Source organism: Streptomyces sp. NPDC000880, from assembly GCF_053599675.1.
The window spans coordinates 1-12,510 of sequence record NZ_JBSFMS010000095.1 but is presented as its reverse complement, the minus strand read 5'-3'; the positions used below and the strand labels follow the sequence as shown (position 1 = coordinate 12,510).

Below are 12,510 nucleotides of genomic sequence, written 5' to 3'. Positions count from 1 at the left end.
GTCATACGGAGTGGTCATACGGATTGGGTCTGCACGGGCTGCGACTGGATCGCGGTGATCGCGACCGTGTTCACGATGTCGCTGACGAGCGCGCCGCGCGACAGGTCGTTCACCGGCTTGCGCAGACCCTGCAGCACCGGCCCGACGGCCACGGCGCCGGCCGAGCGCTGCACGGCCTTGTAGGTGTTGTTGCCGGTGTTGAGGTCAGGGAAGATCAGCACCGTCGCCTCGCCCGCCACCTCGGAGTCCGGCAGCTTCGTCGCCGCGACGGACGGCTCGACCGCCGCGTCGTACTGGATCGGGCCCTCGATCCGCAGGTCCGGACGCGACGCCCGCACCAGCTTGGTCGCCTCCCGCACCTTGTCGACGTCCGCGCCGGAGCCGGAGGTGCCGGTGGAGTACGAGAGCATCGCGATCCTCGGCTCCACGCCGAAGCGGGCCGCCGTCACCGCCGACTGGACCGCGATGTCCGCGAGCTGCTCGGCGTTCGGGTCCGGGTTGACCGCGCAGTCGCCGTACACCAGCACCCTGTCGGCCAGGCACATGAAGAAGACCGACGAGACGATCGAAGCTTCCGGCTTCGTCTTGATGATCTCGAAGGCGGGGCGGATCGTCGCGGCCGTCGAGTGCACCGAGCCCGACACCATGCCGTCGGCCAGGCCCTCCTGGACCATCAGGGTGCCGAAGTAGTTCACATCCGCCACCACGTCGTACGCCAGCTCCACCGTCACGCCCTTGTGGGCGCGCAGCTGTGCGTACCGCTCGGCGAAGACCTGGCGCAGCTCGGAGGTCTGCGGGTCGACCAGCTGGGTGGCGCCGGGGCTGAGGTCGATGCCAAGGTCCGCGGCCTTCTTGCGGATGACCTCCGTGTCGCCGAGCAGGGTCAGCTCGCAGACGTCCCTGCGCAGCAGCACGTCGGCGGCGCGCAGCACACGCTCCTCGGTGCCTTCGGGCAGCACGACGCGACGGCGGACGGCACGGGCCTGCTCCAGCAGATCGTGCTCGAACATCATCGGGGTGACCCGGCCGCTGCGGGCCACCGAGATACGTGCCAGGAGATCGCCGGTGTCGACATGCCGCTCGAACAGGCCCAGCGCGGTCTCCACCTTGCGCGGCGTCGAGGCGTTCAACTTGCCTTCCAGCGCGAAGAGTTCGGCTGCGGTGGGGAAGCTGGTGCCGGAGACCAGGACCACCGGGGTGCCGGGCGCGAGCCGGGAAGCCAGCGTCAGGACCTGCTCGCTCGGCCGCTCGTTCAGCGTCAGCAGTACGCCCGCGATGGGTGGGGTGCCCGCGGAGTGCGCGGCCAGCGCGCCCACCACCAGGTCGGCGCGGTCGCCGGGGGTGACCACCATGCAGCCTGGGGTCAGGGCGTTCAGGACGCCCGGCAGCATCGCGCCGCCGAAGACGAAGTCCAGCGCGTCACGGGACAGGCCCGCCTCGTCGCCGAGGAGTACCGTGCCGCCCAGCGCGTGGGTGATCTGGGCGACCGTGGGCGCCGCGAGCGCCGGCTCGTCGGGCAGCACGTAGCAGGGCACCGGGAGGCGGGCCGCCAGCCGCTCGGCTATGCTCTCGCGCTCCTCGGGGACGACCCGGTTGACGACCATCGCGAGGACGTTGCAGCCCAGGGCCTCGTAGGCGCGGTAGGCGTTACGGGTCTCGGCCCGCACCGACTCGGCGGTCTGGTTCTTGCCGCCGACCACTGGGATCACCGAGGCGCCGAATTCATTGGCCAGCCGGGCATTGAGCGCGAGCTCGTCGGGGAACTGGGTGGCGGCGTAGTCCGTGCCGAGGACGAGCACGACCTCGTAATCCCGAGCCACCTGGTGGAAGCGACCGACGAGCCGGGAGACCAGCTCGTCGGTGCCCTTCTCGGCCTGCAGCGCGGCGGCCTCGTGGTAGTCCATGCCGTTGACGGAGGCGGGATCCTGCGACAGCCGGTAGCGGGCACGCAGCAGCTCGAACAACCGGTCGGGGCTGTCGTGGACCAGTGGGCGGAAGACACCCACCCGGTCCACCTGACGGGTCAGGAGCTCCATGACTCCGAGCTCGACCACCTGCCGGCCGTCTCCGCGGTCGATCCCGGTCACGTACACGCTGCGCGTCACACGTGCTCTCCCGTCATGTCCATGTTTGTGCATACAAAAGAGCCACTTGGGGCGGCATTGCCCTCTTGACAGTACCTCCGCGGGTGGATAAGGCGCCCGCCGGGCGGGGCCCGGATCAGGCCCGGACGGGCCCGGGACCAATGGCCCACGAGGAAGGGCCTACGGCAGTTCGGCGGAGTAGCTGAAAGCGCGGGTTCCCCGGGGTCCGTGGAACAATCGAACCTGGGCTCACATGTACCAATGACGAGCAGGAGACACAGCACGATGCGCATCGGAGTTCTCACGGCAGGCGGCGACTGCCCGGGCCTGAACGCAGTGATCCGGTCAGTCGTGCACCGTGCCCTGACCGGTCACGGCGATGAAGTCATAGGTTTCGAGGACGGGTTCAAGGGGCTGCTCGACGGCCACTACCGGCCGCTCGACCTCAACGCCGTCAGCGGCATCCTCGCCCGCGGCGGTACGATCCTGGGCTCCGCGCGCCTCGAGCGCGGCAGGCTGCGCGAAGCCGCGGAGAATTCCGCGGAGTTGGCGAAGCAGTACGGCATCGACGCACTCATCCCGATCGGCGGCGAGGGCACGCTCACCGCGTCCCGGATGCTCGCCGAGGCGGGGATGCCAGTCGTCGGCGTACCGAAGACCATCGACAACGACATCTCTGCCACAGACCGCACCTTCGGCTTCGACACCGCCGTCACGGTCGCCACCGAGGCGATCGACCGCCTCAAGACCACGGCCGAGTCGCACCAGCGCGTAATGGTCGTCGAGGTCATGGGGCGGCACGCGGGCTGGATCGCGCTGGAGTCCGGCATGGCGGGCGGCGCGCACGGCATCTGTCTGCCCGAGCGGCCTTTCCAGGTCGAGGACCTGGTCAAGATGGTCGAGGAGCGATTCTCGCGCGGCAAGAAGTTCGCCGTGGTGTGCGTGGCGGAGGGTGCGCATCCGGCCGAGGGCTCGATGGATTACGCGAAGGGCGAGATCGACCAGTTCGGGCACGAGCGCTTCGAGGGCATCGGCAACCGCCTGGCCTCGGAGCTGGAGATGCGGCTCGGCAAGGAGGCGCGGCCAGTGATCCTCGGTCATGTGCAGCGCGGTGGCACGCCGACCGCGTACGACCGGGTGCTGGCGACGCGCTTCGGCTGGCACGCGGTGGAGGCGGCGCACCGCGGTGAGTTCGGCATGATGACAGCGCTGCGCGGGACGGACGTGGTCATGGTGCCGCTGGCGGAGGCGGTCGCCCAGCTGAAGACCGTGCCCGAGGACCGGGTGTACGAGGCCGAGTCGGTCTTCTGACCCTGCGGGCTTCGGTTTCGGCTTCGGCGGCCGAGCGGCCTTGATCGCCCCCCCCGTGCGCGATCAAGGCCACTCTTGTTTTCCGCCTTGGATGGCGCAGATCACTCTTGAGTTGACTGGCGCGAATCGCAAGGCTGTTCCGCGTCCGGGACATGTCCCAACCCTGTCCCAGCACGTGAACGTGGAAGGGGAGGGCCGCATGGACTCCGACGGACCTGCCGCTCCGGATCCGGAACAGGCCCAGAGCTCCGTCGAGTTCGTCGCGCAGATGCAGGCGCTCAAGGACTGGTCCGGCCTGACCTACCGGGAGTTGACCGCGCGGGCGGACGCGGTCGGCGACATACTGCCGCGCTCGACCGTCGCCAATATGTTCAGCCGCAGCACGGTGCCGCGCGAGGAACTCGTGGCGGCTTTCGTACGCGCCTGCGGCTGCGGCCCCGGGACGACCGAGACCTGGCTGCGCGTACGCAAGGAGCTCGGCCGGCGCGAGCGGCAGTCCGTCGAGGTCCCGCAGTACGCCGTCGGCGAACCGGAACCGGGGCCCGGGACCGAGGAGTTCGCGTCGCCCGAGCCGTGGCCCGAGCCGTCGCGCAGGCCGTGGCTCGCCCGTGCGTGCTGCCGGCGGTGGTCCTCGCGCTGGGCCTGGTCGTGCGGGCGGTGACGCTCGCCTCCCTCGACTCCGATGAGCCGGACAACAGACAGAGCACGGAGCAGCCCGCTCTTATCAGCCCGGCCCCCTTCAGCCCGGACCCGTACAGATCAGGGCCGTCCACTCGGCCTTGTGTCTGGCAGAGGCCGGCGGGCAGGACGGGCGGCTCTACCAGCAGCCGTGCGCGACGTATACCACCCCGCGCTTCAGTCTCAAGCCGTCGAAGCCGTCTGGCGGCCTTTGGGTTTCCTGGCCTAGTGCTGTGACCGAAAACGATCACCGGGTTGGTGACGACTGGCCTCGCGTCGGTTGGATGTGACGACACGTCCGATCGGTGTGAGGAGGCGGGATGGCAGAGCAGGTCTGGGTTCGTCGGGTGACCGAGGCGGAGGGGCGGAAGCTCCAGGGGATCGTGCGGCGGGGCAGCACCAGCACGGTGCGGTTCCGGCGGGCGGTGATGCTGCTTGCCTCGGCCGGCGGGAACCGGGTCCCGGTGATCGCAAAGCTGGTGCAGGCCGACGAGGACACGGTTCGCGACGTGATCCACCGTTTCAATGAGATCGGGCTGGCCTGCCTGGACCCTCAGTGGGCGGGAGGCCGTCCCCGCATGCTCAGCGATGACGATGAGGAGTTCGTCATCCAGACGGCCACCACCCGCCCCACCAAGCTCGGGAAGCCCTTCACTCGCTGGTCGATCCGCAAACTCGCCGACCACCTGCGGCGCAACTTCGCCCGCCCGATACACATCGGACGCGAGGCCCTGCGCTGCATGCTCCAGCGTCGAGGCGTGACGTTCCAGCGGAGCAAGACATGGAAGGAGTCCACCGATCTGGACTTTGACGCGAAGCTGGACCGGATCGAGTACGCGATCTACGAGCGGCCCGAGAGGACCTTCGCCTTCGACGAGTTCGGGCCGCTCGGCATCCGCCCGACCGCTGGGTCCTGCTGGGCGAAGCAGGGCAGGCCGGACCGGCTGCCGGCGACCTACCATCGCACCCACGGGGTCACCTACTTCCACGGCTGCTACTCGGTCGGCGACGACACCCTGTGGGGCGTCAACCGGCGCCGCAAGGGCATCGGCCCAAGCTGGGCCGCGCTCAGGAGCATCCGGGCGGCCCGTCCCGACGGCGCCCCGATCTACGTGATCCTGGACAACCTGTCCGCCCACAAGAACGGGGGCATCCTGCGCTGGGCCAAGCGGAACAAGGTCGAGCTGTGCTTCACGCCGACGAACGCGTCGTGGGCGAACCCGATAGAGGCGCACTTCGGGCCGCTGCGGCAGTTCACCCTGGCCAACTCCAGTCATCCCAACCACACCGTCCAGACGCGGGAGTTGCACCGCTACCTGCGCTGGCGCAACGCCCACGCCCGGCACCCCGACGTCCTGGCCGCTCAACGCCGCGAACGCGCCCGTGTCCGCAGCGAGAAAGGCATCCGCTGGGGCGGACGACTACTCGCCACCTGATGAGGACGCAACCCGGTGATCGCTTCAGGTCACAGCACCAGCGGTCCAGGAGTTCCACCGGGACGATCACCCTTCGCCCACCTGCCGCCCCTCCGCCAGGTCCCGTACCGCCCGCTCCAGCCGCGTCTGCCGAGTCTCCGACGTCGCGGCCTGGAGCAGCGGGAGCATCACGAGGTAGCGGGTGGTCCGGTCGAGCGCGTCAAACGCCGCACGCGCCGCCGGGTCCGCGGCAAGCGCCGCAGCAAGGTCGTCCGGGACAACAGCTGTCGCTTGCGATGCGTACGCGCGGTCCCAGCGGCCGTCCTCCTGGGCCCGTTGCTCGGCGAGGCCGGGCTCTCGCATCCGGCCCGCCGCCGCCAGCGCCGCGACCTTCTCGACATTCACCCGCGACCACAGGCTCCTCGGTCGCCGTGGCCCATACTTCTGCAGGTAATACCGGTCGTCCAAGCCCCGACGCTGCCCGGAGATCCAGCCCCAGCACAGCCCCACGTCGACCAGTTCGTCATCCGTGACCGACGCGATCCCTGACGCCTTCTTCGCAACCTTGACCCACACGCCCTCGCGGCGGGTGTGGTGCTCGGCCAGCCAGTCCTCAAAGGCCGCCGCATCCAGGAACGCGACGACTTCCACCCCGTTGAACTCCTCCATGCGGGCCAGGCTAGCCCGGCCGCGCCCCGGTGAACCTTCCCGGTCACAGCACTAGCCGCGCGCCAGTTCCCAGAAGTGGTCCACTATCCGGTCCAGGAACTCCCGGCCCGGCTCCCCGGTGTTCTGCGACGCGGTGCCCCAGTTGAGGGTGGCCACCATCCGGGACTGGTAGTCGGCGTGCAGCTCCTGCAGTACGTCCTCGAGGTGGCCGCGGTCCATCGGCAGCATCTTTCCGACCGGACGGACGTACGCCTGCCAGCGCGCCTTCACCGCGTCCTGCAGCAGGCCGGCGAGGTCCTCGTCCCGGCCGGTCGCGGTCAGCAGCTCGCGGGGGCCCAGGTCCAGCACCTCGGCGAGCGCGGCGGTCTGCCGCTCATTGCCGCGCCAGCGCCCCGACTCCTCCATCCGCACATACGAGGTGGCGTCCAAGCCCACCCGCCGCGCCAGGTCGTCGGGGGCGAGGGCGCGCGCCATACGGTGCTCGCGCAGGGTGGTCGCGGCGGTGAGCAGATCGGTGGGCGCACACCACAACACCCCGGCGAGAGCGGTCAGTTCGTGCGAACCGGGGGCGTCGAGCCCGCGTTCCCAGGCGACCACCGTGTCGGGGGTGATGTGGAGCCCGTACTGGGCACGGAGGCCGTACGCGACATGGCCGGGCGCCATACCGAGGGCCTCGCGCAGTCGGCGTGCGGCGGGGGCGTCGAAGGGTGGGGAGGGGGTGTGGTGCACGCGCTCACGCTAGGGGCCAGAGGGACCGGCGACTACGGTGCGTTCACCCAGAGCGACCGGTCGTAGGAACGTCCGAGCTGATCGTTACCGTTTGGTAACGTCACGTGACGGTACGTGCCGGCCCATCACCCCTTGACGGCCCCGCCCAGCGCGAACCCGCCGCCCAGCCTCCAGGCGATCAGCATGTACAGCACCAGTTGGGGCGCACGGGCACGACCTCCTCTGAACCGGGGGCTCGGAGCCGGAGCTCCGCGCCACGGGGGCTGCCGTGACCGTAGGACCGGCCGTTCACAGGGCCAATCCCCGTGCAGGGAAAGGCCGTTGAGTGGTGCGGTCGGTGGGTGGGGTCAGTGGGTGGGGGCGGGCTTCCAGCGGTACTGGAGCTCGGGCCGCCCGATCTGCCCGTACTGGGGGCTGCGCACGGCCCGTCCTTCGGTGACGAGATGCTCGAGGTAGCGGCGCGCGGTGATCCGCGAGATGCCAACGGCGGCGCCGGCCTCGGCGGCGGTGAGCCCGTCGGCGGAGTCGCGCAAGGTGCGGGTGACGGCCGCCAGCGTGGGGGCGCTGAGCCCCTTGGGCAGACCGCCGCCCTCGGGCGCCCGGAGCGCGGCGAGCGCCCGGTCGACCTCGTCCTGGCCGCTGGCCTCACCGGCGGCGGCGCGGAACTCGGCGTACCGGCGGAGGCGGTCGCGGAGGGTGGCGAAGGTGAAGGGTTTCAGGACGTACTGGACGACCCCGAGGGAGACACCTTCGCGGACGATCGCGAGGTCGCGGGCGGAGGTGACGGCGATGACGTCGGCCGAGTGCCCGGCGGCGCGCAGCGATCGTACGAGGCGGAGGCCGTGCCCGTCGGGAAGGTAGAGGTCGAGGAGGAGCAGATCGACCTCGGCGCGTTCGAGAATCCGTACGGCTTCGGCGCGCGAGTGCGCGACCCCGGCGACGGTGAACCCGGCGACGCGGCCGACGTAGAGGGCGTGCGCGTCGGCGGCGACGGGGTCGTCCTCGACGACGAGAACTCTGATGGGCTCGCCGCTCACGGGGACACCTCCGCGGTGCGCGGCTGCCGGGCACTGGGGCGTGTTCTCGCCCTGGGCGCGGCGGGACGCGGGACAGGCGCGGGTGGGGTGGTGGTCATGCCGGGACCTCCGCCGTGTGCAGCGGCAGTCGTACGGTGAACTCCGCGCCGCCGTCCGGGCCCTGGGCCAGCACCACCGTGCCGCGGCTGCGGTGCGCGGCCTGCTGGACCAGCGCGAGGCCAAGCCCGCGCCCCGCGCCGTGCGTCGACCAGCCGCGCCGGAACACCTCGTCCGCGTCGGCCGGGTCGATGCCCGCGCCCGAGTCCGCGACGCGCAGCAGCAGTTCGTCGTGGTCCGCGCGCGCCGTCACGGCGACCCGGGCGCGCAGCGGCCGCCCGGACACGGGGCCGGGGGCGAGCGGGTTGCCGCCCCATCCCGCCTCCGACGCCGCGTCGACCGCGTTGTCGATCAGGTTGCCCAGGATCGTCACCAGGTCACGCGCCGGCAGCGACGGCGGAAGGACCCGGTCGTCGATCCGGCTGTCCTCCGTGAGGACCAACTCGACGCCGCGCTCGTTCGCCTGCGCCGCCTTGCCGAGCAGCAGCGCGGCCAGCACCGGCTCGCCGACCGCGCCGACGACCCGGTCGGTCAGGTCCTGGGCCAGCTCCAGCTCCGCGGTCGCGAAGTCGACCGCCTCGTCCGCGCGGCCGAGCTCGATCAGCGAGACGACGGTGTGGAGGCGGTTGGCCGCCTCATGGGCTTGCGAGCGCAAGGCCTGGGTGAAGCCGCGCTCGGAGTCCAACTCCCCCGAGAGCGCCTGGAGTTCGGTGTGGTCCCGGAGGGTGACCACGGTCCCGCGCTGCTCGCCGCCGACGACCGGGCTGGTGTTCACGACGATGACCCGGTCGGCGGTCAGATGGACCTCGTCGACCCGCGGCTCGGACGCCAGCAGCGCCCCGGTGAGCGCGGGCGGCAGGCGGAGCTCGGCCACCGGTCGGCCGACCGCGTCGGCATCCAGGCCGAGCAGCTCCCGGGCTCCGTCGTTGACCAATGCGATCCGCCGCCGTCCGTCGAGCATCAGCAGCCCCTCGCGCACGGCGTGCAGAACGGCCTCATGGTAGTCGTGCATACGGCTCAGCTCGCCCGCGTTCATGCCGTGTGTATGCCGCCGCAGCCGCGCGTTGATCACGTAGGTGCCGACGCCGCCCAGCGCGAGCGCCGCCCCCGCCATGGCGAGCAGCGCGGCCAACTGCTTGCTCACCTGCTCGCTGATCTTCTGGATGGTGATGCCCGCGCTGACGACCCCGGTGATCTTCTCGCCGTCGTAGACCGGGACCACCGTCCGCACCGAGGAGCCGAGCGTGCCCACGTACGTCTCGCTGTACACCTTGCCCCGCAGCGCAGGGCCGATGTGCCCCAGATACGTCTTGCCGATCTGGCTCGGCTCCGGGTGCGTCCAGCGTGTCCCGTCCGGGGCCATGATCACCACGAAGTCGACCCCCGTAGCCTTGCGCAGTGCCTCCGCGTACGGCTGGAGCCGGGGCGAGGGGTCCTCGGAGCGCGCGGCTTCGATGACGGAGGGTGAGCGCGCGGCGGCCGCCGCCGTGGCCCTGGACTGCAGGCGCGCGGTCTCCTCGGCCTGCGAGCGGTCGGTGAAGTACGCGAAGAGCGCGCAGCCCGCCACAATCGCGGCGACCAGCACGACCTGCATGGCGAAGAGCTGGCCGGCGAGGCTACGGGGAACGGGTATGCGCATGTAACAAGTCTGCCTGGCCGATTTTATGTGAACGAAACGCACGCAACGGTGACCCGTGTCACAGCCTCGTGAATAGTCACGGACATCCATCGGGACATGGACGCCCAATTCAACGAGGAGGCACCCCGTGGCTGCTGGAGCCGTCAGGCGGGACCGTACCCACTATCTCTATATCGCCGTGATCGTCGCGGTCGTGCTCGGCATCGCCGTGGGCCTGGCCGCCCCCGAGTTCGCCGTTGAGCTCAAGCCGCTCGGTACCGGCTTCGTGAACCTGATCAAGATGATGATCTCGCCGATCATCTTCTGCACGATCGTGCTGGGCATCGGCTCGGTGCGGAAGGCCGCCAAGGTCGGCGCGGTCGGCGGCATAGCGCTCGCCTACTTCATGGTCATGTCGATGGTCGCCCTCGCCATCGGCCTGGTCGTCGGCAACATCCTGCACCCGGGTGACGGCCTGGCGGTGACCGAAGCGGTCAAGGAGGCGGGCCAGGGCCAGGTCGGGGCGGAGGCCAAGGACACGGTCGAATTCCTGCTCGGGATCATCCCGACCACGATGGTCTCCGCCTTCACCGCGGGCGAGGTCCTGCAGACCCTCCTCGTCGCGCTTCTCGCCGGCTTCGCCCTGCAGGCGATGGGTTCGGTCGGTGAGCCAGTGCTGCGCGGTGTCGAGCACATTCAGCGCCTCGTCTTCCGCATCCTCGCCATGGTGATGTGGGCCGCGCCGATCGGTGCCTTCGGCGCGATCGCGGCCGTCACCGGCTCCGCCGGTCTGGACGCTCTCAAGAGCCTCGCCGTGCTGATGCTCGGCTTCTACGTCACCTGTTTCCTCTTTGTCTTCATCGTGCTCGCCGCGCTGCTGCGCGTGGTGGCAGGCCTCAACATCCTCATGCTCCTCAAGTACCTGGGCCGTGAGTTCCTGCTGATCCTTTCCACCTCCTCTTCCGAATCCGCGCTCCCGCGGCTCATCGCGAAGATGGAGCACCTGGGCGTGAGCAAGCCGGTGGTCGGTATCACCGTCCCGACGGGGTACTCCTTCAACCTCGACGGCACCATGATCTACATGACGATGGCCTCGCTCTTCATCGCCGAAGCGATGGGCAACCCGATGTCGATCGGGGAGCAGATCCCGCTCCTCCTCTTCCTGTTCGTCGCGTCGAAGGGCGCGGCGGGCGTCAGCGGGGCCGGGTTGGCCACGCTGGCCGGCGGTCTGCAGTCGCACCGGCCGGAGCTGGTCGACGGTGTCGGCCTGGTCGTCGGTATCGACCGCTTCATGAGCGAGGCGCGCGCGCTGACCAACTTCGCGGGCAACGCGGTCGCGACGGTGCTGGTCGGGACGTGGACGAAGGAGATCGACAAGGCGCGGGTCGACGAGGTGCTGGCCGGCAGGATCCCGTTCGACGAGAAGACGCTCCTCGACGACGGTCACTCGGCGCCGGAGGCGGTCGAGAACGCGGACGTGCCGGAGCAGCGGGACGCGGACGCGGTGCGTGCGAAGGTCTGACGGGTGGCGGGCGAGGCGTGAAGCGGCTGGGCGGCGGGCGGCCTGGCGGGCCGGATCACCGACCAGCCGCTGACCGCGGGGCCGGTCCACCGACGGCGGTCGGTGGACCGGTCACCGACCAGCCGCTGACCGCGGGCGGATGAGCGATCAGCCGCCTGCCATCAGCGCCTCGCCCACACTCGTACGCGCACAGTGCACCACCCGGCCCGCACGGTGCGTCGATGTGCCGGCACGTCGCCGCTGGGGTTCTCTCCTCCATCCGCGTGAGGCGCGCATCGCGGACGCCCAACATCGACGCGGGCAGTTACTCGGGGGCGCAGACCAACCTCGGCATGATGGCCGGGCGTCGAGCACACCCTGCACGCCGCGCGCACCCGCGGGCTCGACGTCTCCCAACCAAAAGCCGTCAAGTCCGTCGCGGACCGGGCGATCGCGAAGGGGCACGGCTCCGACGACTGGGCGAGCACGTACGAGGTACTGCGGGACTGAGCCACTTGCCTTGACGCCGACGTCAAGGATTACCGTCGAAGACATGCGAATCGGCGAGTTGGCGGAGCGGGCCGGCACCACCACACGCACGCTGCGCTATTACGAGTCCCGCGGACTCCTGCCCGCCCGGCGCGCGGTGAACGGCTACCGCACGTACGACGAGGACGACTTGCGGCTGCTCCAGCAGATCCGGACCTTGCAGGATTTCGGGTTCGACCTGGAGGAGACCAGACCGTTCGTCGACTGCCTGCGCGCCGGGCATCCGGCGGGGGACTCCTGCCCCGCATCGCTCGCCGTATACCGGGCGAAGCTCGGTGAACTGGACACGCTGATCGAGCAGTTGCAGTCGGTGCGTGCCCAGGTCGGGGCACAGCTCGCGCGGGCCGAGGCCGAGTTGTCGGCCGGCCCGGAACCACGTTGCGAATTCGGAGGGTGACGAATGATTCAGGCAGAGGGCGTCGCTGCGGTGACTGACGCGGACTTCGACGCCGAGGTGCTCGGGGCGGACCGCCCGGTCCTGGTCGAGTTCACGGCGGACTGGTGCGGCCCGTGCCGCCAGCTCGCGCCGGTGCTGAGCGCGCTCGCGAGTGAGGAGATTGACCGGCTGAAGGTCGTGCAGCTCGATGTGGACACCAACCCGGAGACCACGACGCGGTACGGCGTGTTGTCGATGCCGACGCTGATGGTGTTCCGCGCGGGCGAGCCGGTGAAGTCGATGGTGGGCGCGCGTCCGAAGCGGCGGCTGCTGCAGGAGCTGGAGGACGTGATCTAGTCCCGTACTTCGCGGGTCGTTGATTCGTATGGTGTGACCGGTCCGGGGGTGTCCTGGGCCGGTCGTGTGGCGTTGGGTGGGGTGTGTCGA

The 12,510-nt window shown here is 70.3% G+C and carries 11 protein-coding genes and 1 pseudogene; 7 read left to right on the top strand and 5 right to left on the bottom strand.

The features are described from left to right. Positions 1 to 14 precede the first annotated feature (14 nt). Positions 15 to 2,105, bottom strand: a complete 2,091-nt coding sequence (gene pta, locus ACWDO5_RS25735) for a phosphate acetyltransferase (RefSeq protein ID WP_450532725.1) — start codon at positions 2,103 to 2,105, stop codon at positions 15 to 17. A 264-nt stretch (positions 2,106 to 2,369) separates the two neighbouring features. Here pta and ACWDO5_RS25730 point away from each other — a divergent pair, with 264 nt between their 5' ends. The 3 genes from ACWDO5_RS25730 (at position 2,370) to ACWDO5_RS25720 (ending at position 5,509) form a co-directional block, all read left to right on the top strand. Continuing rightward, positions 2,370 to 3,395, top strand: coding sequence for an ATP-dependent 6-phosphofructokinase (locus ACWDO5_RS25730; protein ID WP_450532724.1), 1,026 nt, complete (start codon positions 2,370 to 2,372; stop codon positions 3,393 to 3,395). Positions 3,396 to 3,594: 199 nt separating this feature from the next. After that, positions 3,595 to 4,056, top strand: coding sequence for a helix-turn-helix domain-containing protein (locus ACWDO5_RS25725; RefSeq protein WP_450532723.1), 462 nt, complete (start codon positions 3,595 to 3,597; stop codon positions 4,054 to 4,056). A gap of 337 nt (positions 4,057 to 4,393) precedes the next feature. After that, positions 4,394 to 5,509 (top strand): IS630 family transposase, encoded by a 1,116-nt coding sequence (locus ACWDO5_RS25720; protein ID WP_450532722.1) that lies wholly within the window; start codon positions 4,394 to 4,396, stop codon positions 5,507 to 5,509. Between the two features lie 66 nt (positions 5,510 to 5,575). On the opposite strand, the gene ACWDO5_RS25715 is transcribed toward ACWDO5_RS25720, so the two are convergent. From ACWDO5_RS25715 to ACWDO5_RS25700, 4 genes are all read right to left on the bottom strand, one after another. Further along, on the bottom strand, positions 5,576 to 6,157 hold the full coding sequence (locus ACWDO5_RS25715) for a YdeI/OmpD-associated family protein (protein WP_450532721.1): 582 nt from the start codon (positions 6,155 to 6,157) through the stop codon (positions 5,576 to 5,578). 51 nt (positions 6,158 to 6,208) lie between these two features. Beyond that, the gene (locus ACWDO5_RS25710; protein ID WP_450532742.1) at positions 6,209 to 6,820 is read right to left on the bottom strand and encodes a helix-turn-helix domain-containing protein; all 612 of its coding nucleotides are present in this window, start codon (positions 6,818 to 6,820) and stop codon (positions 6,209 to 6,211) included. Between the two features lie 413 nt (positions 6,821 to 7,233). Then, the gene (locus ACWDO5_RS25705) at positions 7,234 to 7,923 is read right to left on the bottom strand and encodes a response regulator (RefSeq protein ID WP_450532720.1); all 690 of its coding nucleotides are present in this window, start codon (positions 7,921 to 7,923) and stop codon (positions 7,234 to 7,236) included. Between the two features lie 94 nt (positions 7,924 to 8,017). After that, a complete protein-coding gene (locus tag ACWDO5_RS25700; protein WP_450532719.1) occupies positions 8,018 to 9,658 on the bottom strand; it encodes a sensor histidine kinase in 1,641 nt (546 codons plus the stop codon). A gap of 127 nt (positions 9,659 to 9,785) precedes the next feature. Here ACWDO5_RS25700 and ACWDO5_RS25695 point away from each other — a divergent pair, with 127 nt between their 5' ends. The 4 genes and pseudogenes from ACWDO5_RS25695 (at position 9,786) to trxA (ending at position 12,420) form a co-directional block, all read left to right on the top strand. Continuing rightward, positions 9,786 to 11,159: a cation:dicarboxylate symporter family transporter gene (locus tag ACWDO5_RS25695; protein ID WP_450532718.1), complete on the top strand. Its 1,374-nt coding sequence runs from the start codon at positions 9,786 to 9,788 to the stop codon at positions 11,157 to 11,159. 354 nt (positions 11,160 to 11,513) lie between these two features. Continuing rightward, positions 11,514 to 11,648, top strand: a pseudogene (locus ACWDO5_RS25690) (imine reductase family protein); the annotation flags it as partial. A 43-nt stretch (positions 11,649 to 11,691) separates the two neighbouring features. Continuing rightward, entirely contained in the window at positions 11,692 to 12,084 is a 393-nt protein-coding gene (locus tag ACWDO5_RS25685; protein WP_450532717.1) for a MerR family transcriptional regulator, read from the top strand. Between the two features lie 3 nt (positions 12,085 to 12,087). Then, positions 12,088 to 12,420 carry a thioredoxin gene (trxA, locus tag ACWDO5_RS25680; protein ID WP_450532716.1) on the top strand — a complete coding sequence of 111 codons (333 nt, stop codon included), beginning with the start codon at positions 12,088 to 12,090 and terminating at the stop codon, positions 12,418 to 12,420. Positions 12,421 to 12,510: the final 90 nt, after the last annotated feature.